The 23,188-nt window shown below is 67.9% G+C and carries 16 protein-coding genes; 12 read left to right on the top strand and 4 right to left on the bottom strand.

Translation table 11 applies throughout. From position 1 onward, the window contains the following. Positions 1-109 precede the first annotated feature (109 nt). Entirely contained in the window at positions 110-553 is a 444-nt protein-coding gene (locus tag SMN802W_RS0113235; protein ID WP_019517399.1) for a hypothetical protein, read from the top strand. On the opposite strand, the gene SMN802W_RS0113230 is transcribed toward SMN802W_RS0113235, so the two are convergent. Next, entirely contained in the window at positions 550-1,374 is an 825-nt protein-coding gene (locus SMN802W_RS0113230) for a SirB1 family protein (RefSeq protein WP_019517398.1), read from the bottom strand. The genes SMN802W_RS0113235 and SMN802W_RS0113230 overlap by 4 nt on opposite strands. A gap of 94 nt (positions 1,375-1,468) precedes the next feature. Between SMN802W_RS0113230 and SMN802W_RS0113225 the strand changes: the two genes are divergently transcribed. The 4 genes from SMN802W_RS0113225 to SMN802W_RS17145 all read left to right on the top strand — a co-directional run bounded on the left by SMN802W_RS0113225 (position 1,469) and on the right by SMN802W_RS17145 (position 4,786). Beyond that, entirely contained in the window at positions 1,469-2,254 is a 786-nt protein-coding gene (locus SMN802W_RS0113225; protein WP_019517397.1) for an exodeoxyribonuclease III, read from the top strand. Then, positions 2,251-2,622, top strand: a complete 372-nt coding sequence (locus SMN802W_RS17680; protein ID WP_019517396.1) for a hypothetical protein — start codon at positions 2,251-2,253, stop codon at positions 2,620-2,622. The genes SMN802W_RS0113225 and SMN802W_RS17680 overlap by 4 nt, the downstream gene beginning before the upstream one ends. A gap of 137 nt (positions 2,623-2,759) precedes the next feature. Beyond that, positions 2,760-3,302, top strand: coding sequence for a hypothetical protein (locus SMN802W_RS0113215; RefSeq protein ID WP_019517395.1), 543 nt, complete (start codon positions 2,760-2,762; stop codon positions 3,300-3,302). Beyond that, the gene (locus tag SMN802W_RS17145) at positions 3,299-4,786 is read left to right on the top strand and encodes a PepSY-associated TM helix domain-containing protein (RefSeq protein WP_238560207.1); all 1,488 of its coding nucleotides are present in this window, start codon (positions 3,299-3,301) and stop codon (positions 4,784-4,786) included. The genes SMN802W_RS0113215 and SMN802W_RS17145 overlap by 4 nt, the downstream gene beginning before the upstream one ends. 3 nt (positions 4,787-4,789) lie before the next feature. On the opposite strand, the gene SMN802W_RS0113205 is transcribed toward SMN802W_RS17145, so the two are convergent. Then, positions 4,790-5,410, bottom strand: a complete 621-nt coding sequence (locus SMN802W_RS0113205) for a retropepsin-like aspartic protease family protein (protein ID WP_019517393.1) — start codon at positions 5,408-5,410, stop codon at positions 4,790-4,792. A gap of 257 nt (positions 5,411-5,667) precedes the next feature. On the opposite strand from SMN802W_RS0113205, the gene thrS reads away from it, so the two are divergent. The 4 genes from thrS to SMN802W_RS0113185 all read left to right on the top strand — a co-directional run bounded on the left by thrS (position 5,668) and on the right by SMN802W_RS0113185 (position 14,313). Next, on the top strand, positions 5,668-7,671 hold the full coding sequence (gene thrS, locus SMN802W_RS0113200; protein ID WP_026326111.1) for a threonine--tRNA ligase: 2,004 nt from the start codon (positions 5,668-5,670) through the stop codon (positions 7,669-7,671). Positions 7,672-7,815: 144 nt separating this feature from the next. Then, a complete protein-coding gene (locus SMN802W_RS0113195) occupies positions 7,816-10,581 on the top strand; it encodes a TonB-dependent receptor (RefSeq protein WP_019517391.1) in 2,766 nt (921 codons plus the stop codon). Between the two features lie 136 nt (positions 10,582-10,717). Next, positions 10,718-11,251 (top strand): translation initiation factor IF-3, encoded by a 534-nt coding sequence (gene infC, locus SMN802W_RS0113190; protein ID WP_019517390.1) that lies wholly within the window; start codon positions 10,718-10,720, stop codon positions 11,249-11,251. Between the two features lie 236 nt (positions 11,252-11,487). After that, entirely contained in the window at positions 11,488-14,313 is a 2,826-nt protein-coding gene (locus tag SMN802W_RS0113185; protein WP_019517389.1) for a TonB-dependent receptor, read from the top strand. 57 nt (positions 14,314-14,370) lie between these two features. On the opposite strand, the gene SMN802W_RS0113180 is transcribed toward SMN802W_RS0113185, so the two are convergent. Beyond that, a complete protein-coding gene (locus SMN802W_RS0113180) occupies positions 14,371-17,118 on the bottom strand; it encodes a [protein-PII] uridylyltransferase (protein ID WP_019517388.1) in 2,748 nt (915 codons plus the stop codon). Positions 17,119-17,161: 43 nt separating this feature from the next. Beyond that, positions 17,162-19,735 carry a DNA mismatch repair protein MutS gene (gene mutS, locus SMN802W_RS0113175; RefSeq protein ID WP_019517387.1) on the bottom strand — a complete coding sequence of 858 codons (2,574 nt, stop codon included), beginning with the start codon at positions 19,733-19,735 and terminating at the stop codon, positions 17,162-17,164. Between the two features lie 127 nt (positions 19,736-19,862). Between mutS and SMN802W_RS0113170 the strand changes: the two genes are divergently transcribed. The 3 genes from SMN802W_RS0113170 (at position 19,863) to SMN802W_RS0113160 (ending at position 23,183) form a co-directional block, all read left to right on the top strand. Further along, positions 19,863-20,354: a methylated-DNA--[protein]-cysteine S-methyltransferase gene (locus SMN802W_RS0113170; protein ID WP_019517386.1), complete on the top strand. Its 492-nt coding sequence runs from the start codon at positions 19,863-19,865 to the stop codon at positions 20,352-20,354. 39 nt (positions 20,355-20,393) lie between these two features. Then, positions 20,394-22,673 (top strand): NADP-dependent malic enzyme, encoded by a 2,280-nt coding sequence (locus SMN802W_RS0113165; RefSeq protein ID WP_019517385.1) that lies wholly within the window; start codon positions 20,394-20,396, stop codon positions 22,671-22,673. A gap of 96 nt (positions 22,674-22,769) precedes the next feature. After that, positions 22,770-23,183: a hypothetical protein gene (locus SMN802W_RS0113160; protein WP_026326109.1), complete on the top strand. Its 414-nt coding sequence runs from the start codon at positions 22,770-22,772 to the stop codon at positions 23,181-23,183. The last annotated feature ends 5 nt before the right edge of the window (positions 23,184-23,188 follow it).

Here is a 23,188-nt window from a genome sequence, read left to right as displayed (position 1 = left end):
ACGCGGCGCATGGTTGATCGCAGCGTCGATGATCGCCTAGGCGCCGGACACGAGGCTGGCGGCACGACTGGGCCCAATTCGGTTCGACACAGACATATCAAGAGGAAGCATGCACAGTTCCTGGGGTAGCAGCACCGCCGCGCCCGCATTGAGCGGCACTCGCGGCGAGCGCGAGGAGCAGCGCGCCGAAGCGCGGACGCGCCGCGCGGCCGAGCGGATCGCCGCCGCCGAGGCGCGGACCGAGGCTCGTATCAGCGCGCGCGACGCGCAGTCCTCCATGCGCGAGCAGCAGCGCGAGCAGCGCCGCGTCGAGGAGGAACAGCGTCGCGCTGCCGCCGCCGACGCGCGCGATGCACGGCCGAAGCGGCGCAGCAGCACCGGCTCGCTCGCACGGACGGGACACGCGACTGAGGAGCGCGACACGCGGCATTATGCGACCGAGCTCGACCTCGACCGATTGCGATTGCTGGCACGGCGTGGTGCGTCGGTCGCGGCACTCGCGCACGCGTTCAAGATCAGCGAGGAGGCCGTCGCCGAGGCGTTGGCGGACTAGGTCCCGGCAAGCGAGTCGAGCGCGGCGGCGATCCGCACCCGCGTGGCCGCGTCGCGCGTCACCTCCAGCATCGCGCCTAGGCTGGCGCGCGCCGCACTCACATCGCCGTCGACCAGCGACAATCGCGCATGTTCCCACCAGACGTGCGGGTTGCCGGGCGCGAAGGTGGTCATCCGCGCGAACAGCACCAAAGCGCGACGGGGATCGCCGGCGCGTTCGGCGCGCGTCGCCTGATTGATGAGCAGGCGCACCAGCACGTCGCGGTTGGTCATCGCCGCGACGTGGTCGGCGCGCGGCACCGCTCCCTCGCCCAGCGTCCGCCTGAGCAGGACGGACAATCCCTCCTGGCTCATCTCCTGCCCGTCGTTGAAAGGATCGGTCAGGACGGGGGCGGTCGGCGGGCCGATTTTCGCTAGCACATGGCCGGGCGTGTTGAGCACGTCGGCGGTCCAGCCGACGCGGCGGGCGGCGGCGACGTAAAGGATCGCAAGGCTGATCGGCATGCCGCGACGGCGGTCGACGACGCGGATCAGGTCGGCATTGTCGGGATCGTCATAATGGTCGCGGTTGCCCGAGAAGCCGAACTCGCCCGCGATCACCTGCGCCAGCGCGGCGCCCTGCGTGCTGGCGGAAGGAGCGATGTCGGACAGCGCGGCAACGCGTTCGGTGATGGCGGTCAGCACCGCGGCATAGGGATCGAGGTCGATGCCCGGATGATCGAGCGCGGCGAGTTCGAGCGCGGCGGCGTCGAGCTGGATCGTCTCATCCTCGACCAGGCCCAATTGTACGATGGCGGCATCCATGATGACAGGGACGGCCATCGCGCACGATGGTTCCTGCTGCGCAACGAAAGGTGCGTAGGGAACAGAGTGGCAACAGCGATCGTCTGTCCGGTCGAAGCGCGGGAGGGCCGGAGTGAAGATCGCGACCTTCAACGTCAACGGCGTCAACGGCCGCCTGCCCGTCCTGCTGCGCTGGTTGAGCGAGGAGCGACCGGACGTGGCCTGTCTGCAGGAGTTGAAGGCGCCGCCGGCGAAGTTTCCGGCTGCGGCGCTGCGCGAGGCCGGGTACGAGGCGGCGTGGCTGGGGCAGCCGCGCTGGAACGGGGTCGCGATCCTCTCCCGTGTCGGCGCGATCCACCAGACGCAGCGCGGTTTGCCGGACGATCCCGATCCGACGCAAAGCCGCTACGTCGAGGCGGCGGTGAACGGCGTGATCGTGGCGAGCCTGTACGTGCCCAACGGCAATCCGCGGCCGGGCGCACGGTTCGACTATAAGCTGGCGTGGCTCGACGCGTTGATCGCCCGCGCGCAGGTGCTGATCGACAGCGGCGCGCCGGTGGTGCTGGCAGGCGATTTCAACGTCATCCCCGGCCCAAGCGACGTGCATGCGCCCGAGCGCTGGGCGGAGGACGCGCTGTTCGTGCCTTTTGTGCGCGCGGCCTTCGCGCGGTTGCTGGCACAAGGGTGGACCGACGCGCTGCGCCACTTGCACCCCGATGCCAGGCTCTACACCTTCTGGGATTACCTGCGTGACGCCTATGCGCGCGATGCGGGGATGCGGATCGACCACCTGCTGCTCAGCCCCGCGCTCGCGGCGCGATTGTCGGACGCGGGCGTCGACCGGCACGTGCGCGGCTGGCCGCACGCGAGCGACCATGCGCCGACGTGGATCACGCTCGACGACGATGGGTCAGCGTGACGTCGATGCTGTCGGGTGAAGAGGTGATCGCGCGCGCGACGCAGGTCGCAGCAGGTTTTCGCGCGACCTCTCGCGGCAGCGCGCGGGCGGGTTACTCGGTGTACCTGATCCTGCTGCACCATCCGGCGCGGCGGCAGCCATGGGGCATCTATGTCGGTCAGACAGTGCGCGATCCCGACCAGCGCTTCGACCAGCACAAGGCCGGGTACAAGTCGAGCGGCGCGGTGCGGCGCTTCGGCGTGCAATTACTGCCCGAAGCGGTTGCGCACCTGAACCCAATGGAGCGATGGGAGTCGATCGAGCTGGAAGAAGCGATCGCCGCTGCGCTGAGTGCGGGCGGGATCGGCTGGGTCGAGGGTGGCCATTGAGGTCGCACAGACGGCGGCAGGTGTGCGATTGATTTGCAATAGCGTGGTTGTTATAGCGCGATAAAGGGCGCCGCGGGCGCGTTGCGGAAAAGCGAGACGATGACGCGCACTCCTCGTTGCACGGTTAAGAACGCGCAGTGACGGCGCTGCTGTTGTTCGTGGTTGCGGCCGGCATCGCGCTGGTCCGGCTCGGCTGGAGTGGACCACGGCTGGCGGCGGCGATCGGCTGGGCGTTGGCGGTGGTGGCGCTGGTCGCGCTTGCGTGGAGCGATGGTGCGTGGGGGCTTGCGGTTGGCGTGGTCGTCGGCATGGCAGTGGCGCTAACCTGCGTCCTGTACGCCGGCTGGCGCTCGCCGGTGCGCGAGCGTCGAGCGGCCCGTGACGCGCCCGCGATCTCGATTCCGCATCATCGCCGCGACGTGGTACGGCGACTGGCGGTGTTCGCACTGGTGGTGCCGATCGCGTTCGTCGCGGCGCAGTGGCTGGCGTTCGGAATGCAGGCGGCGGTTCGCGGCGGCGGCGAGCTCGACAGCGACTCGGTCGTGCTGACGCTGTTCCTGCAACCCGTGATCTGGACCGCGCTGCTGACGGTGCAGCTGACCCGCGCGCGGCCGGCGCAGATGGTGGCGGCACCGCTGATCGCGGGGATCGCGGGCACGATCCTGTGGGGCGTGGCGTGAGCGTGCCACCGGTGTCGCCGCGCCAGACGCTGGTCAAGCGCGCGCTGGGCGGTCATGCCGCGATCGGGCTGCTCGCCAGCGCGTTGATCTACATCATCTGCCTGACCGGTACGCTGGTGGTGATCCACGACCGCTGGCAGCGCTGGGAACAACCCGACGTGCCCGAGATGACCGCGCTGTCGCCAGCCGCGGTGCAGCGCGCAATCGCAGGGGCAGTCGCGCGCGAGTCAGGCAAGCCGGCGACAACGCATCTGTACGTGCGGATGCCGAGCGCGGAACTACCGCGTGCAACCGTCACCACTGACTCGGGCGGCTGGTACGTCGATGCGGAGGGTCGGATCGTCGCGCGTGAAGGGCATGCGTGGACCGATTTCCTGATCGCGATGCATGAATATCTGCACTTGCCGGTGACCTGGGGCATGATCCTGGTCGGTGCGCTAGGCGTGATGCTGTGTGCGCTGGTGACGACGGGAGTGCTCGCGCATCCCAGGATCATCCGCGACGCGTTCCGCCTGCGCGCGCGCCACGATGCGCAACTGGCGCGCGCCGACTGGCACAACCGGCTGGGCGTGTGGACGCTGCCGTTCGTGCTGGCGGTCGCGCTGACCGGTGCGTTCATCGGGCTGGGCGGCGTCGGCACGACGCTGCTGGCGAAGGCGTATACCGGCGGCGATACGCTGAAGGTTTATGCACACATCTTCGGGCACGAGCCGCCGTCCGATCCGAAGCCCGCGGATATCGCCGATGCGGCGGCGGCGCTGCGCACGCTTGAGGCGCAGGTGCCCGGCGCGGTGGCGACCTACGTCATTATCCACGAGCCCGGCACCGCGGGGCAGCATGTCCAGATCCTCACCGCGCAGCCCAGGCGGCTGGTCTATGGCGAGAGCTATTTCTTCGACCGAGCCGGCGCGTTCCATTCGAAAGCCGGGCTTTCGGATGGCGCCGTGGGCAAGCAGGTCGCGGCGTCGTCATACAACCTGCATTTCGGCAACTTCGCCGGGCTGCCGGTCGAGATCGCGTACGTGCTGATGGGGCTGGCGCTGTGCGCGATCACCGCGACGGGCAACACGCTGTGGCTGGAGAAGCGGCGGCGGCGTGGGTTGGGCGGCGAGCGGTTGCGGGCGGCGTGGAACGTGACAGTGTGGGGATCGGCGACGCTGATCGTGTGGGCGCTGTGGCTGCGCGCGGGGCTCGGCGCGGAGGCACCGCTAGCGCTGGCATTCTGGAGCGCCTTCGCGGCGGCGATCGTGGTCGCAGTGATCTATCCGCGTGTCGGTGACGCGCTGCTGCTGCGGCGCGTGTGCGCAGGGTCGCTGCTGCTGACCGCGATCGGGCACCTCGTGCTGCTGCGGCCTGCGATCGCGGAGCCGGTGGTGATCGACCTGGTCGCGATCGGGTTGTCGGTGCCGTTGCTGCTATGGGGCATGCGCGCGCGTCGAACCGCCGACCGCGCTACGATCAACGTCAATCCGACGCCGGCGTGATCGTCAGACGTCGGTGTCCTGCGGGTGGTGCGGGGTGAGGATCAGCGTGCGGCCCTCGACCCGCCAGCTCTTCAGCCGCGACAGGAAGTTCATGCCGATCACGTCGATGTTGCCGAACGCGGGCGACACGACGACGGCCAGATCACGCGCGACGACGTTGCCGAATCGGAGTTCCTTCACCTCGCCCGTCTCGGCCCGGATCGCGCCGTTGGCGGTCTGCAGCACGACCGGGAACAAGGCGGGCTTCACCTCGACTCCAGCCGCCGCAGCGGTGTCGGGCGAGAGCGCGGTGATCGTCGCACCGCTGTCGACCAGCAGGCGCTTCTCGACACCGCCGATCCGCGCCCGGACGTAGAAATGGCCGTCGGGCGACATGCGGATGCGCGTTTCCTCGCCCGACACCTGCTGGCTCTCGATGTCGAGCGCCGCCGCCATCCGCCCCATCCAGGGATCGAACCGTTCGCGCTGCGCGACGACCATGTAGAGCAGCCCGGCGAGCCCGGCCCAGACCGCAAGCGACACCAATGTGCGCAGCACCGGCACGCGCCGTGCGATCACCGAGGCGAGCAGCAGCACGCCGATCAGAATGTAGAAGTGGGTGTTGCCCGCGAAGTCGGTGCTCATCGTGCGATTTATATAGGTAGGCGCCCTGCCCCTCCCAATGGTGCAGGCTGGCGCGATTACCGCGTTCGCGCTATGCCGGCGCGCGATGATACCGCGTCATTCCCCTACGCGAACTAGCACCGCCCCGGTGGCTCCGGGGTTCGGCGACACGCGCGCCTGAACGGCGCCGCTCGCCTACGTTTGCGCGCGGCCTCTTTCGCGGTGTGCACTTCCGCCATAAGCGGCACCGAAGATTTCCTCAGGATTGATCCATGAACATGCTTTCGATCACGCTGCCCGACGGCTCGGTTCGCGAGGTCGCACCCGGCACCACGCCCGCCGACATCGCCGCTGCGATCGGCCCCGGTCTCGCCAAGGCGGCGCTCGCCGCGCGGGTGGACGGCGAGTTGCGCGACATCACGCGCCCCCTGACGCAGGACGCGCGGCTGGCGCTCGTCACGCAGAAGGACGAGGCCGACGCGCTCGAACTCGCGCGTCACGACCTCGCGCACGTGATGGCGGAGGCGGTGCAGCACCTGTTTCCGGGCACGCAGATCACCTTCGGTCCGGCGACCGACGACGGTTTCTACTATGATTTTGCGCCCCGTAAGATTGACGGGAAGCAGCGCCCGTTCACTGACGACGACCTGCCCGCGATCGAGGCCGAGATGCGCCGCATCATCGCCAAGAACGAGCCGTTCACGCGCGAGGTGTGGACGCGCGAGCAGTTGATCGAGACGTGGAACAAGCAGGGCGAAACGTTCAAGGCCGAGTGGGCGGCGGAGTTGCCTGACCATGAGGAACTGACGATCTACCGTCAGGGGCAGTGGTTCGACATGTGCCGTGGACCGCACATGGCCTCGACCGGCAAGCTTGACCCGGCCGCATTCAAGCTGACGCGCGTGTCGGGCGCTTATTGGCGCGGTGACCAGAAGAACGCGATGCTGAGCCGCATCTACGGCACCGGCTGGCTCAACAAGAAGCAGCTCGATCAGCACCTTTTCATGCTGGAAGAGGCCGCCAAGCGCGATCATCGCAAGATCGGTCAGGAGATGGACCTGTTCCACCTCCAGTCGGAGGCGCAAGGGTCGGTGTTCTGGCACCCCAAGGGTTTCGTGCTGTGGCGGCAGATGGAGGCGTACATGCGCCGCCGCCTCGACGCCGCCGACTATGCCGAGGTGAAGACGCCGCAGCTGATGGATGCGCGGCAGTGGGAGCAGTCGGGCCATTGGGGCAAGTACCGCGAGAACATGTTCGTGGTGCCCGACGAGATTCCCAACACTGAAGACGAGGGTGCGGTGCTGTCGGGTGACGCCGACCTGATGGCGCTCAAACCCATGAACTGCCCCGCGCACGTGCTGATCTTCAAGCAGGGGATCAAGAGCTACCGCGACCTGCCCATCCGCATGGCCGAGTTCGGCTGCTGCCACCGCAACGAGCCGCACGGCGCGTTGCACGGCATCATGCGCGTGCGCCAGTTCACGCAGGACGACGCGCATATCTTCGTGCGCGAAGATCAGTTGGTCGAGGAAGTGCGCAAGTTCTGCGAGCTACTCGACAGCGTCTATCGTGACCTCGGTTTCGAGGATTATGCGGTGAAGCTGGCGCTGCGCCCCGAGAAGCGCTTCGGCTCTGACGAGATGTGGGACAAGGCCGAGGCCGAGCTACGCGAGGCGGTGCAGGCGTCGAGCCTGTCCGACGCGATCAAGGCGAAGTTCGAGGAACTGCCGGGCGAAGGCGCGTTCTATGCCCCCAAACTCGAGTTCCACCTGACCGACGCGATCGGGCGGACGTGGCAGGTGGGGACGATCCAGTCCGACCGCGTGCTCCCTGAGCGACTTGATGCGAGCTACGTTGGCGAGGACGGCAACCGCCACCGCCCGGTGATGCTCCACCGCGCGATCCTGGGCACGTTCGAGCGTTTCATCGGCATCCTGATCGAGCATCACGCCGGACGTTTCCCGCTGTGGCTGGCACCGGTGCAGGTGGTGGTGGCGACGATCGTCAGCGACGCGGACGAGTATGCGCACCAGGTCGCGGCCGAGCTGCGCGCCGCCGGGCTGCGGGTCGAGACCGATCTGCGCAACGAGAAGATCAACTACAAGGTGCGCGAGCATTCGGTCGCGAAGGTGCCGGTGCTGCTGGTCGTCGGCAAGCGCGAGGCGGACGAAGGCACCGTCGCGGTGCGGCGCCTGGGGAGCCAGGGACAGGAGTTCGTCGCGCTCGGCGACATCACGCAGCGACTGCGCGACGAGGCGCGCGCGCCCGACATGATGCGGTGAGTGTCGGGCCGATCGGTGGCGGCGCATCACCGATCGGCTCGTCGCAGGCCAGCGACAAAGCGCGTGACTTTCCCCGCACGACCGCTAACCGCCCCCGCCTAATCAGGCGGCGCATAGATGCCGCGGTCATCAGGGATCGCACCCATGTATCGTTCGTATCGGCCCGCGCTCGCGGTCGGACTGCTCTCGTCCGCGCTGATGCTCACCCTTCCCGCGGCCGCGCAGCAGTCGCCGGTCGGGTCGGGCGACCAGTCCGCGTCTCCGGCTACTGACCAGACCGGCGACACACCGGGCGACATCCTGGTCACGGCGACGCGGCGCGCGGAGCGCCTGTCGGACGTGCCGATCGCGATCACCGCGATCTCGGGCGAGACGCTTGCCGCGACCGGCGCGGTCGACCTGCGCGGGATCGATCAGGTCGCGCCGTCGCTGCTGGTCTCCGGCGCGACGAGCGAGGCGAACTTCACCGCGCGTATCCGCGGCATCGGCACCGTGGGCGAGAATCCGGGGCTGGAAAGCTCGGTCGGGCTGTTCGTCGACGGCGTCTATCGGGCCCGCAGCGGCGTCGGGCTGACCGAATTGGGCGAGGTCGACCGCGTCGAGGTGCTGCGCGGGCCGCAGGGGACATTGTTCGGGCGCAACTCGACCGCGGGCACGATCAGCATCGTGACACGCGCGCCAGAGCTCGGCCGCGCCGACGCGCATGGCTCTGTCAGCTACGGCAATTACGATTACTGGCGGCTCGACGGCGCGGTGAACCTGCCCGTCGGCGAGACCGCCGCGCTGCGCGTCGACGGCGTGTGGCAGCGCCGCGACGGTTTCATCAAACAGCTGACCCCCGGCGAGCCCGACATCCAGGATCGGAACCGCTGGCTGGCGCGCGGACAGTTCGCCTGGGCACCGAGTGACGCGCTGTCGGTCAGGATCATCGGCGATTATGCCGAGCGTCATGAGAATTGCTGCAACGGCGTGCTGCTGGGTCCCGTGCGCAACCTGACGCGGACCGATCCCGCCGGGAATGCGGTAGCGGTCGGTCCCAACACGCTGCTGCCGCTGTTGCAGGCACTGGGGGCAAACTACCAGTTGCCGCCTGCGGACGAGCGGTTCCGGTTCGCGACCTCGACGAGCGCTGGCGTCCCGTACCGGTCGGAGGTGCGCGACTGGGGCGTGTCGGGCGAGGTCGACTGGCATCTGGGCGGGGCGACGCTGACGTCGATCACCGCGTGGCGCGATTACAAGAACCGGATGGGGCAGGACAACGATTTCAACCGGCTCGACCTGCTCGACCGGCAGGATCTGGATCGCCGCTTCCGCAACTTCTCTCAGGAAGTGCGGCTGGCGGGTCGCGCGTTCGACGGGCGGCTCGACTGGCTGGTCGGCGGTTATTACGGCAACGAGAAGCTGAACGTCGACGACGACCAGCGTTACGGGCAGGATTACACCCGCTTCGCCAATTGCATCATCGCGACCTCGTTTGCGGCCTCGGGGCTGGGGCATGTCGACCTCGCCTCCCCCACCTGCTCGACTGCGCCGACGAGCGTGTTCGCAGGCTATGACGCGGTGGCGCGGCAACTGGGCGCGGCACCGCTCAACGGCACCGGCGCGAACGACGGCAATTTTACGCAGGTGAGTCGCAACTGGGCGCTGTTCACGCACAACACTGTTGCGATCGTGCCCGACCGATTGTTCGCGACGATTGGGGTGCGTTACACCGACGAGCACAAGCAGGTACGCGCCGATTACCGCGCGACCAACACGCTCTGCCCGGCGCTGCTCAACTCCTCGCTCCAGTCGCTCGCCGGGCTGGCCTGCGTCGTTAACGGCGCAGGCGTCGACATTCCCGCGGGCACGCCGGGGTCGACGTTCGACGACGGGCAATGGACCGGCACCGCGGTGCTGGGGTTCAAGCCGGTGACGAGCGTGCTCGTCTACGCCTCCGCCTCGCGCGGGTACAAGGCGGGCGGGTTCAACCTCGATTTCTCCGGACTGGACCGGCCGTGCTTCGCGGGCGCGGGTACAGCAGCGCAACAGGCGGCGTGCGCGACGCTGCTCAGCCGGCCGGCGAACACGTCGGGCAACGGACGCGCCGAGGTTGCCGACCTCGCCTACGCCAGCGAGAAGGTAACCGCCTACGAGGTCGGCGCGAAGTGGAACGGCCGCAGCATCGACGTCAACGTCGCGGCATTCCACCAGCTGTTCAGCGGTTACCAGCTCAACACCTACAACGGGACGAGCTTCGAGGTCGCGAACATCCAGTCGTGCCGCGACGGCCTGAACCGCGCCGATACCGATGCCTCGGCGGCGACCGGCGCGTGCGCGCCCGACCGGTTGCGCCCCGGCGTGGTGTCGACCGGGGTCGAGCTGGAAAGCACCATTCGGCCGGCGCGCGACGTGTCGGTCAATCTCGGCTTCACCTACGCACACACGCGATACCGCCGCGATCTGGTCGGGACCGGCGGGCGGCCGCTGTCGCCGGTGCTGTTCCAATTGCCCGACCACGACCTGTCGAACGCGCCCGAGGTCGTCACCACTGCCGGTATCGGCTGGACTCCCGCGGTCGGCACGCGCGGGCTGACGGGGTTGGTGTATGTCGACATGCGGATGCAGAGCGACACCAACACCGGCTCCGACCTAGACCTGGAAAAGGTGCAGGACGCCTTCGCGGTCGTGAACGGACGACTTGGCCTGTACGGCGCGAACAAGCGCTGGGGCGTTGAATTGTGGGCGCAGAATTTGCTCGACCAGCGCTACTTCCAGCTCGCGTCCGACATACCCGCTCAAGGATCGGGCACGTTCCGCAGCGTCCAGCAGGCCGCGTCGGGCGGGTTCCCAGGCAGCGCCAACCAGCTGTTCATCGGCTTTCCGGGTGAGCCGCGCACCTACGGGGTGACGCTGCGCGGCAGCTTCTGAGGCACACATCGACGACAAAACGACCGGCGCCGTTCCTCTTTGCACAGGAGGGTGCGTCGGACATCTTCCGATTTCGTGACCGAAAGCATATATCAGCCAGAGTGAATCAACAGGAGAAGTATCTATCCGTCCGCCCATGATGCGCCGCCCGATGCAGGCGCCACCGATGAACGGCCCTCGCTTCAACGAGTGGATCCAGAGCCAGAAGGTCCGCGTGATCGATCACGAGGGCGAGAATCTCGGTGTCATGTACACGCGCGAAGCGATGGCGCAGGCCAAGGAAGTCGGGCTCGACCTGGTCGAGGTGTCCCCCAACGCGGACCCGCCCGTCGCCAAGTTCCTTGATGTCGGCAAGTTCAAGTACGAGGCGCAGAAGAAGGCCAATCTCGCCCGCAAGAGCCAGAAGACGCAGGAGATCAAAGAGATCAAGATGCGTCCGAACATCGATGACCACGATTATGACACCAAGATGAAGAAGGTGGTCGAGTTCATCGAGGAAGGCGACAAGGTGAAGGTCACGATGCGGTTCCGCGGGCGCGAGCTGAGCCACGGCTCGCTCGGCATGGCGGTGTTGCAGCGCGTCGCCGAGGCAACCAACGAGATCGCCAAGGTCGAAGCCTATCCGCGCATGGAAGGCCGGCAGATGTTGATGGTGCTGTCGCCGAAATAAAGTTGGTGCGCGCCGGCGGGATCACCGTCGGCGCACCACCCGACGCTTTGATCGCACACGTTCCGTAGCGTCAGCCTCACTAGCATGAGCATTCGTTTCGCTGAGCGGTGTTGCACAGGTGTCACACAGCCCATGCTTTTCGTTACGAGACACGTAAGTTTTACTAGACGCGTAAACCTATCCGCATAGGATCGGCGCCAAACCCGATATTCAAATCCGGGAGAGGACCGACATCAATGCGCATCACTGCGACCCTTCTGTCCACCGTTGCCTGCCTCGCTGCCTATCCGGCGCTCGCGCAGGAGCAGACCAGCCCGGTTACCAGCAATGCCGCGGTCGATGGACAATCCGACACCACCGCCCAGCAATCGAGCCCTACGAATGAACTGGGCGCAGGCGACATCGTCGTCACCGCGACCAGGCGCGCCGAGCGGCTGGCCGACGTGCCGATCTCGATCAACGCGGTCAGCCAGCAGAGCCTGCAGAATTCGGGCGCGACGGACATCCGCGGCGTGGCGCAGCTCGCGCCGTCGCTGAGCGTGTCGTCGACGGGTTCGGAAGCGAACGCCTCCGCGCGCATCCGCGGCATCGGTACGGTTGGCGACAACCCGGGCCTCGAAAGCTCGGTCGTCACCTTCATCGACGGCGTCTATCGCAGCCGCACGGGTTCGGGGCTGAACGACATCGGCGAGATCGAGCGGGTCGAGGTGCTGCGCGGGCCGCAGGGTACGCTGTCGGGGCGCAACTCGTCGGCGGGTGCGATCAACATCTACACCAAGGCGCCGTCGTTCGACTTCGGCGGCTACGGCGAGGCGACCTACGGCAATTACGACGCCGTTCGCGTCGCCGGCGCGCTGACGGGTCCGATCGTCAAGGACCTGCTCGCGTTCCGCGTCGACGGTGTCTACGCCAAGCGTGACGGCTTCTACCGCGACGTCATCAACAACACCGACTATAACGATCGCGACCGCTTCTTCGTGCGCGGCCAGTTGCTGCTCGAGCCGTCGAGCGATTTCTCCGTCCGCCTGATCGGCGATTACACGCGGCGTGACGAGAAGTGCTGCGGCGCGGTCTATATCGACACGCGCGAGAAGATCGACCCGACGCCGGGCACGCCGGGTGATTACGCCATCAATCCGGCGGGTAATCGCATCGTGCAGGTCATGCAGTCGCTCGGCGCGGTGTTCCCGAGCGCGGGCGACCCGTACAACCGTCGCATCGCACAGACGCCTGGCCGTGCCTATTCGAACATCACCAAGGATTATGGCGGGTCGGCGCAGATTGACTGGAATTTCGGCGGTGCGGCGCTGACCTCGATCACCGCCTATCGCGAATACAAGTCGGGCGGCGCGGGCGATTTCGACTACGGCAACCTCGACCTCGTTTACCGCGCCGACGACGGCAATGCGTATCGCCGCTTCCGGACCTTCACGCAGGAAGTGCGGCTGAACGGCGAAGCGTTCGGAGACCGGCTCAACTGGCTCGTCGGCGGCTTCTACAGCAACGAGAAGCTGCGCGTGGCGGACAACATCCGCTTCGGCAGGGACTATGGCCGCTTTGCCGCTTGCCGCGTGATCGCGACGGCGAACCCGACCGCGGCGCTGCGTAACCCGAACGCGCCGGGCTGCCTCGGCACCACGACCATTCCGGGCCTGGGCGTGTCGGGTCGCACGGCGGTGCTCGGTAGCCTGATCGCGGCGCAAGGCGCGGGTGCGGCGAACGCCGCCGCCAATGCGACCCGCGTCCTCGCCGGCATCGACGCCTTGTCGACGATCAGCGACCGTGGCGGCATTCGCGACATCTACGACCAGAAGAGCGAAAGCTTCGCCTTCTTCACGCACAACGTGCTGAAGATCACCGACACGCTGTCGCTGACCGGCGGCCTGCGCTGGACCAAGGAGACGAAGAACCTCGACGCCAGCTTCACCAACGACAACACCGTTTGCGCGTCGCAGCTGGGCAATTTGGCACCGCTGCTCGCCAACCCGCAGCTTGCCTCGACGGTTGCGGGTATCCTGACGCTCAGCTGCACCGGCAATTCGAGTTCGACCCTGAACGGCAAGTCGCTGAGCGACAAGTTCAGCAACGACGAATTCACCGGGACCGCGGTGCTGTCGTGGAAGCCGGTCGAGCGGTTGATGACCTATGCGAGCTACTCGCGCGGGTTCAAGGCGGGCGGGTTCAACCTCGACAAGTCGGACCTCGGCCTCGCCTATCTACCGCAGACGACGCTGGCGCCGAACGTGAACGCGCTGCGCTTCGACCCCGAGACGGTCAATGCGTATGAGATCGGCCTGAAATATTCGTCACGGCCGTTCACCTTCAACCTGGCGGCGTTCCGGTCGGACTTCACCAACTTCCAGCTTAACACGTTCAACGGCACGAACTTCATCGTGCAGAATCTGAGCAGCTGCAAGGACGGGCTGAACGGCGCCGACAAGGACAACAGCGCCGCGACCGGGCGCTGCACCGGCGATGTCGGCACGGGCGTGCGCAGCCAGGGCGTCGAACTAGAGGCGGGCTTCTATCCGGCGCGGTCGGTCGCGATCACGATGGGCTACACGCTCGCCGACACCAAGATCCGCAACAACATCGTCGGATCGGCCTCGGGCGAGCCGCTTGACCCCGCGCTGTTCCTGCTGCCGGGCGCGCAGATGCCGCTGGCGCCGCGCAACGTCATCACGACCTCGGCATCGTGGACGCCGGAGATCGGGTCGAACGGCATGTCGGCGCTGTTCTACATCGATCAGCGCACCTCGTCCGATTATAACACCGGCTCGGACATCTTCCCCGAGAAGGCGCAGGATGGCTTCACCGTCGTCAACGCGCGTGTCGGCCTGCACGGGCGCGACGACCTGTGGGCGATCGAGGTCTGGGCGCAGAACCTGCTGAACCAGGATTACCAGCAAGTCGCCTTTGCGGCACCGTTCCAAGGGTCGGGCAGCCAGGCGCAGGTGCAGGCGTTCGGAACCGCGGGCGGCTTCGCCGCGGCCAACCAGATCTTCACCTCGTATCTGGCCGAGCCGCGGACCTATGGCCTGACGGTGCGCACGCGCTTCTGATCGGCAGCGCTTACGGCAGAAGGGCCGGTTCGCACGCGCGAGCCGGCCCTTTTTCGTTCACGCCGCTTCCTCCAGCGCGCGTCCGGCAGCGGCGGCGAGCAGGCGGCGCTCCAGCCCCTTGATCTTCGACGACAGCGCGATCTTGTCGCCGGTCAAATCGGTCAGGTAGAAGGTGTCGACCGCGCGCTCGCCATAGGTCGAGACGTGCGCCGAGTGGATCGTCACCTTTGACTGGAACAACGCGTGGGCGAGCTGGTTGAGCAGTGCTGGGCGGTCTCGCGCATTGACCTCGACCACGGTGAAGCGGTTCGACGCCTTGTTGTCGACCAACACGTTCGGCTCGATCGCGAAGGCGTCGGCGCGCAGGCGGGGTAAGGGTTTCGCCTTCAACCGGTCGGTCAGCCGCACCCGTCCGGCAAGCGCGTCCTCGATCGTGACGCGGATGCGCTGTAGCTGCTCCGCCTCGTCGAACGGGCGGCCGAGCGGGTCCTGGACGAGAAAATTGTCGAGCGCCATGCCGTCGCGCGTGGTGTGGATGCGCGCGTCGATGATGTTGCCGCCCGCGACGTTGATCGCGCCGGCGATGCGGAAGAACAATCCCGGATGATCGGTCGCGTAGACGGTGACGAGCGTCGCGCCGCGTTCGGGATAGACCTGCGCCGCGATCGACAGCGGCGCGTCGCCCGCCTGCGCGACGACGCGCGCGTTCGCCTCCAGCACGTCGGCAGGCTCGGCGATCCAATAGGGTTCGGGCAGGCGACGCACGTAAGCGGCGAGCGCCTCGTCATCCCAGTTCATCGCAGCGCGCAAGCCTTCCTGCTTGGCCTCGATCCGCTCGATGCGGCCTTTCTGCTTGTGTCCGAGCCGCAGCACCTCCTCAGCGCCTTCGTACAGGTCGGCGAGCAACTGCCCCTTCCAGCCGTTCCACGTGCCGGGGCCAACCGCGCGGATGTCGACGGTGGTCAGCACCAGCAGCAGCCTCAGCCGCTCGACGCTCTGCACCACCGCGGTGAAGTCGAGAATGGTCTTGAAGTCCGAGAGGTCACGCTTGAACGCGGTCGCGGACATCAGCAGGTGGTGGCGTACGAGCCACGACACCGTCTCGGTCTCCGCGCGGGTGAGCCCTAGCCGCGGGCAGACGCGCAGCGCCACCTCCGCGCCCAGCACCGAATGATCGCCACCGCGTCCCTTGGCGATGTCGTGGAGCAGGACGGCGACGTAGAGCACGCGGCGCGAGACGACCTGCTCCATCACCGCGCTGGCGAGCGGATGGTCGGCCTTGAGCGTGCCCTGTTCGATCCGGGCGAGCAGGCCAAGCGCGCGGATCGTATGCTCGTCGACCGTGTAATGATGGTACATGTCGAATTGCATCTGCGCGACGACGCGCGCGAAATCGGGCACGAAGCGGCCGAGCACGCCGGTCTCGTTCATCCAGCGCAGCACCAGCTCGGGATCGTTCGGGCTGGTCAGCAGGTCGAGGAACAGCGCATTGGCGCGCGGATCGCGCCGGACCGAGGCGGCGAGTTTGGCGTCGCGCGTGGCGCAGCGCATCGCGAGCGGATGAATCTCCATCTTCGTCTGCGCGGCGAGCGCGAACGCCTCGACCAGGCGCACCGGGTCCTCCGCGAAAAAGTCGTCGCGCGGGATCGCGAGCCGGCCGCGGTCGACGGTGAAGCCGTTCAGCTTGCGCGGGCTACGCAGCAGCCGCTTGATCCGCTCACCGCTGTGTCTCCGGTTGTAGCGCTCCTCCAGGTGGGCGAGGAACAGGCCGGTCAGCGAGCCGACGGTCTTCGCCTGCAGGAAGTAGAATTGCATGAAGCGTTCGACTGCGGGTTTGCCGGGGCGGTCGGCGTAATGCATCCGCTGGGCGATCTCGCGCTGATAGTCGAACGTCAGCCGGTCCTCGGCGCGCCCTGCAATCAGGTGCAGGTGGCAGCGCACCGCCCAGAGGAAATTGTCGGCGCGGTGGAACAGGCGATATTCGTCCGCGGTGAACAGCCCAGCTTCCTTCAACTCACGCGAGCTGCGCACCTTGTAGGCGTATTTGCCGATCCAGAACAGCGCGTGGAGATCGCGCAGGCCGCCCTTGCCCTCCTTGACGTTTGGTTCGACGACGTAACGCGTGTCGCCCATGCGGATGTGGCGCGCGTTTCGTTCCGCAAGCTTGTCGGCGACGAATTCACGCTCGGTGCCGCTGCGCACCTCCTGGTCGAAGCGCGACGCGGCCTCCTCGTACAACGCCTCGTCGCCCCAGAGGTAGCGCGCCTCAAGCAGCGCGGTGCGAACGGTCACGTCGCCCTTCGCCTGGCGCACCATGTCGTCGAGCGAGCGGCTGGAATGGCCGACCTTCAGCCCCAAGTCCCACAGCGCATAGAGCATCGATTCGATCGCCTGCTCGGCCCAGGGCGTCTGCTTCCACGGGGTGACGAAGCCGATGTCGACGTCGCTGAACGGCGCCATCTCGCCGCGTCCGTAGCCGCCGACCGCGATCAGCAGCAGCCGCTCGGACGCGGTCGGATTGTTCAGCGGATAAAGCCGCGCGACCGTGAAATCGGCCAGCGCGACGATGACCTGATCGACCAGATACGCCTGCGCGTTTGCCGCCTCCAGCCCGCGCGAAGGATGTTCGATCAGGCGCCGCGCGATCTCCGCGCGGCCGGCGTCGAGCGCCGCCTTGAGGATCGCGGTCGCGCCGCGGCGAAGCTGTGCGTCCGCCTTGCCCGGCAGCGCGGCGAGCGCTTCGGCAAGCACGCGGCGGTCGACGATGGCGCGGCGGTTGGGCAGTTGCTCGAAGGTACGACGCATTGCGCAGACATAAGCGCGCGCGACCGCGATGGGGAGCCCCGCGTCAGCCCTCGCGCGCGAGCGCCTTCAGCCGGTAGAGCGTGTCGAGCGCTTCGCGCGGGGTGAGCGCGTCGACGTCGATCGCCTCGACCTCGGCGCGGATCGCGTCGCACTGCGCCTCCTCGGCCTGCGCGGCGGCGGCGAACAGCGGCAGGTCGTCGAGCCCGGCGGCGAGCCCGCCGGTCTTCGCGCGTCCGGCCTCGAGCTTGGCGAGCACCGACTTCGCACGCGCGACGGTGCCGGGCGACATGCCCGCCAGTCGCGCGACCGCGAGGCCGTAGCTGCGATCCGCCGGCCCTTCCGCCACCTCGTGCAGCAGCACCAGATCGCCCTTCCATTCGCGCGCGCGGACGTGATGGAGCGAGAGCGCATCGCAGCGTTCGGCCAACCGCGTCAGCTCGTGATAGTGCGTCGCGAACAGGCAGCGGCAGCGGTTGTCCTCATGGATCGCCTCCACCACCGCCCAGGCGATCGCCAGCCCGTCATAGGTCGACGTGCCGCGCCCGACCTCGTCGAGGATGACGAAGCTTTGCGCCGTCGCCTGCGCGAGGATCGCCGCGGTCTCGACCATCTCCACCATGAACGTCGAGCGGCCGCGCGCGAGATTGTCCGACGCGCCGACGCGGCTGAACAGGCGATCGACGAGGCCGATCGTGGCGCGTTCCGCCGGCACGTAGCTGCCCGCCTGCGCGAGCACCGCAATCAGTGCGTTCTGCCGCAGGAACGTCGACTTGCCGCCCATGTTCGGTCCGGTGACGAGCCACAGGCGGTTCGCCTCCGACAGGCGGCAGTCGTTGGCGACGAAGCGGTCGCCCGATGTCGCCAGCGCGCGCTCGACCACCGGGTGACGCCCGCCCGCGACCTCGAAGCAGGGTTGCTCGACCATCTGCGGGCGTGTCCAATGACCTTCAACCGCGCGCTCGGCGAGGCCCGCGGCGACGTCCAGCCGCGCGAGCGCGTCTGCGGTCGCGGCGATGTTCTCGCGCGCGGCGAGCGCGGTTTGCGTCAGTTCCTCAAGATGCGCCGCCTCGGCGGTCAGCGCGTGCGCGCCGGCTTGCGTTACGCGGGACGCGACCTCGTGCAGATCGGGCGCGTTGAAGCGGATCGCGCCCGCCATCGTCTGGCGGTGGGTAAAACCCGAGTCCGCGCGCATCAGCGGATCGGCGGCGCGCGCGGGCACCTCGATATGATAGCCAAGCACGCCGTTGTGCTTGATCTTGAGCGCGGAAACACCGGTGTCGGCGCGGTATTTCGCCTCCAGCGCCGCGATCGCGCGGCGGCCGCCGGCGCCAGCATCGCGCAGGTCGTCGAGCGCGGCGTCGTAGCCCGCGGCGATATAGCCGCCGTCGCTCGCCTCGATCGGGGGTGCGGGCACCAGCGCCCGCTTGAGCAGGTCGATCAGGGTGCCGTGGCCGCGCAGGCGCGGCAGGGTGTCGGCGAGGAGCGCGGGCGCGGGCTCGACGCGGCCGAGCAGTTCGGCGAGGTGCCATGCGCCGTCGAGACCGTCGCGGAGTTGTCCCAGATCGCGCGGGCCGCCTCGCCCCGCCGCCAGCCGTCCGAGCGCGCGGCCCACGTCGGGGAGCGCGCGCAAGGCGCCGCGCAACCGCTCGCGCAAGCCTTCGTCGTCGTGGAACAGCGCGACGAGCGCCTGCCGCGCCTCGATCGCGCCCAGGTCCATCAGCGGCGCGGCGATGTCCTCGCTGAGCAACCGCGCGCCGGCACCCGTCACGGTGCGATCGACCGCGTCGAGCAGGCTGCCCTTGCGCTGGCCCGTGACCGTGCAGGTCAGCTCAAGGCTCTCGCGCGTGGCGGCGTCGATCGCCATCGCCTCGGCGGCAGCCGACAGCGCGGGTGGGCGCAGGAAGGGCAGCGCGCCCTTGGCGTTGTGCTCCAGATAGGCGACGAGCGCGCCCGCCGCCGACAGCGCGGCGCGCGAGAACTGGCCGAAGCCATCGAGCGTCGCGACGCCGTAGAGCCGCTTCAACCGCGCCTCGCCGCCCGCGCTGTCGAAGTCGGCGCGCGGGCGCCACACGCTGGCGGGATGGTCCGCGCCCTCGCACGCGACGACCTCGGCCGCGCCCAGCCGCGCGAGCTCGGCACCCATGCCGCCCGCATTGGTCTCCATTACCACGAAGCGTCCGGTCGAGACGTCGGCGGCGGCGATTGCGACCGCGCCGTTTACCTCTCCGATGGCGGCGCACCAGTTCGCCGCGCGCGCGTCGAGCAATGCTTCCTCGGTCAAGGTACCGGCGGTGACGAAGCGGACGATCGCGCGGCCGACCAGCGCCTTCGACCCCCGCGCCTTACGCGCCGCCTCGGGCGTCTCGGTCTGCTCGGCGATGGCGACGCGGTGCCCGGCCTTGATCAGGCGTTGCAGGTACGCGGTCGCGGCGTGGACCGGCACGCCGCACATCGGGATCTTCTCGCCCTCGTGCTCGCCGCGCGCGGTTAGCGCGATGTCGAGCACCTGTGCAGCCACGCGCGCGTCGTCGAAGAACAGCTCGAAGAAGTCGCCCATGCGATAGAACAGCAGGCAATCCGCCGCCTCCGCCTTCAGCGCCAGATATTGCGCCATCATCGGGGTCGGGGTTGAAGGGCTCGCCATCGCGGGCGCGATACAGAAGCGCGCGCGGCGGCGAAAGGCGTGTCAGTGCCGGGCGGTAGGCGCTATGCTCACGCCGTCGCCATCGGGAGCCGCCGTCGCCATGCTGTACCGCACGTCCCTGCCCTCCCCGATCGGTGCATTGACGCTGGTCGCCTCCGACGCGGGGCTGGTCGCGATCCTGTGGCCGGACGAGGCCCCCGACCGGGTGCGGCTTGGCGAGGCGAGCGAGCGCGACGATCATCCGGTGCTCACCGCGGCTACTGCGCAGCTCAGCGAGTATTTCGCCGGCACGCGCACCACGTTCGACCTGCCGCTCGACCCGCAGGGCACGCCGTTCCAGCGCGACGTGTGGCTGGCGCTCGCCGACATTCCATTCGCCGGGACGCGCAGCTACGCCGAGATCGCGCGTGCGATCGGCCGCCCTTCCGCCACGCGCGCGGTGGGCGCGGCGAACGGGCGCAATCCGCTGTCGATCGTCGCGCCATGCCACCGGGTCGTGGGAGCGAACGGCGCGCTGACCGGGTTCGCAGGCGGGTTAGAAACCAAGCGTTTCCTGCTCGATCACGAGCGGCGTGTGGCGGGCGTCTGGTAGCGGTTCACATTGCGGCCACCTTTCCGTAAGGGCAGCGGCATGACCGATCCGCGCACCCCCGCCGAAGAAGTGAGCAACGACCAGTTTTCGGAGCGCGAGGCGCTGCTGTTCCACTCGGAAGGGCGGCCGGGCAAGATCGAGATCATCGCGTCGAAGCCGATGGCGACGCAGCGCGATCTGGCGCTGGCCTACTCACCGGGCGTCGCGGTGCCGGTGCGCGCGATCGCGGAGGACCCCGCCACTGCCTACGATTACACCGCCAAGGGCAATCTGGTCGCGGTGATCTCCAACGGCACCGCGATCCTCGGGCTCGGCAACCTCGGCGCGCTCGCGTCCAAGCCGGTGATGGAAGGGAAGGCGGTGCTCTTCAAGCGCTTCGCCGACGTCGACTCGATCGATCTGGAACTGGCGACCGAGGACGTCGACGCCTTCGTCAACGCGGTCGCGTTGCTGGAGCCGAGCTTCGGCGGCATCAACCTTGAGGATATCAAGGCGCCCGAGTGCTTCATCATCGAGCAGACATTGCGCGAGCGGATGAACATTCCCGTCTTCCACGACGACCAGCATGGCACCGCGATCATCTGCGCCGCGGGGCTCATCAACGCGTGCCTGCTGACCGGGCGCAAGCTGTCCGAGATCAAGGTCGTCGTGAACGGCGCAGGCGCGGCGGCGCTCGCCTGCACCGACCTGATCAAGGCGATGGGTGTCAGGCAGGAGAACGTCATCATCTGCGACCGCACCGGCGTGATCTACCAGGGGCGCGAAGGCGTGAACCAGTGGCAGTCGACGCACGCGGTCGCGACTGACCGGCGCACGCTGACCGAGGCGCTGGCGGGTGCTGACGTGTTCCTGGGGTTGTCGGCGGCGGGCGCGCTCAAGCCCGAGATGGTCAAGGACATGGCCAAGGCGCCGATCATCTTCGCGATGGCGAACCCGGAGCCAGAAATCCGCCCCGAGCAGGCGCGCGCTGCGCGTCCCGACGCGATCATCGCCACCGGGCGGTCGGATTATCCGAACCAGGTCAACAACGTGCTTGGCTTCCCCTTCATCTTTCGCGGCGCGCTCGACGTGCGTGCGTCCGCGATCAACGACGAGATGAAGATCGCCGCCGCCAACGCCATCGCCGAACTGGCGCGGCAGCGCGTGCCGGAGGAAGTCGCCGCGGCCTACGGCGTCCAGCACAGCTTCGGCCCCGAATATATCATCCCCGCGCCGTTCGATCCGCGGTTGATGGAGGAAGTGTCGGTCGCGGTTGCCAAGGCAGCGATGGATTCGGGCGTGTCGACCAAGCCGATCCTCGACATCGATGCGTATCGCCAGTCGCTGCGCGCGCGATTGAACCCGACCACGTCGGTGCTGAGCCTCGCCTACGAGGGCGCGCGTGCGCATCCCAAGCGCGTGATCTTCGCCGAAGGTGAGGAAGAAGTCGTGCTGCGCGCCGCCATCGCATTCAAGGAAGGCGGCTACGGCACCCCGGTGCTGGTCGGGCGCGACGACGTGCACGACCGTCTCGCTGCCTTGGGCATCACGCACCCCGAAGAATATGAGGTCCACAACAGCCGCAAGTCGCCGCTGGTGCCGCGGATGGTCGACTTCCTCTACGGTCGGCTGCAACGCCGCGGCTTCCTGCGCCGCGACTGCGAGCGGATGATCAACCAGGATCGTAACACCTTCGGCGCGGTGTTGCTGCAACTGGGCGAGGCGGATGCGATGATCACCGGCATCACGCGCACCTTCGCGCAAAGCTACCGCGAGGTGCGCCGCGTGATCGATCCCAAGCCCGATCGCACCCCGTTCGGCATCCACGTGCTGGTCGGGCAGAGCCACACGATCTTCATCGCCGACACGACCGTCAACGAACGCCCGAGCGCGGAGGAGCTGGCCGACATCGCGGAGCAGACCGCCGCGGTCGCGCGCCGGATGGGCCACGAACCGCGTGTCGCGTTCCTGAGCTACTCGACCTTTGGTACGCCCGAGGGTTCGTTCCTCGACAACATCCGCCAGGCGGTGACCGTGCTCGACGGGCGGCAGGTCGGCTTCGAATATGAGGGCGAAATGTCGCCCGACGTGGCGCTCAATCCCAAGCAGCAGGCGAACTATCCGTTCGCGCGCCTGTCGGGACCGGCCAACATCCTGGTCATGCCGGGGCTGCAATCGGCCAACATCTCGGCCAAGCTGCTGCGCGAACTGGGCGGCGACGACATGATCGGCCCGATGCTGATCGGAATGGAGAAGCCGGTGCAGATCGCGCCGATGACGTCGACCGCGGGCGACCTGATGACGCTGGCGGTGCTGGCGGCGGGCGGGATCGCACGATAAACGGGCGGCAGGGATGCAGACTTTGCTCATCGCGTAAAATGCAACCCGTCGCCCAGGTCGTTCATTTCGCCTCCGTCACTTGGTTCAAGGAGGCGGATGATGAAGATGACGGTGATGGCGCTCGGCGCCGCAATGCTGGTGGCGGGTTGCGCAGGCGATTACGGCCCCGGCCCGCGCTACGCCGGCTATAACGGCTATGGCGCGTACGATTACAACCGGCCCGATCCGGCGTATAACGGCTATTACGCCGATCGTTATTACCGCGACGATCCGAGCTACCGCGAGCGTCGGCTGAGCCGCCGCGACCGCGTATATGCCGGGCGTGACGGACGTTATTACTGCCGCCGCAACGATGGCACGACCGGGTTGATCGTGGGCGGTTTGGCGGGCGGCGTGCTCGGCTCAGCGATCGCGCCGGGCGGGTCGGGCCTACTCGGCGCGCTGCTCGGCGGTGCGGGTGGCGCGGCGCTGGGTCAGTCGGTCGACAGGAACAACGTGCGCTGCCGTTGAAGCAC

The organism is Sphingomonas sp. Mn802worker, assembly GCF_000382485.1.
Lineage (GTDB): Bacteria > Pseudomonadota > Alphaproteobacteria > Sphingomonadales > Sphingomonadaceae > Sphingomonas.
The sequence above is the reverse complement of the archived record's forward strand: the minus strand, read 5'-3'. Positions and strand labels throughout refer to the sequence as shown.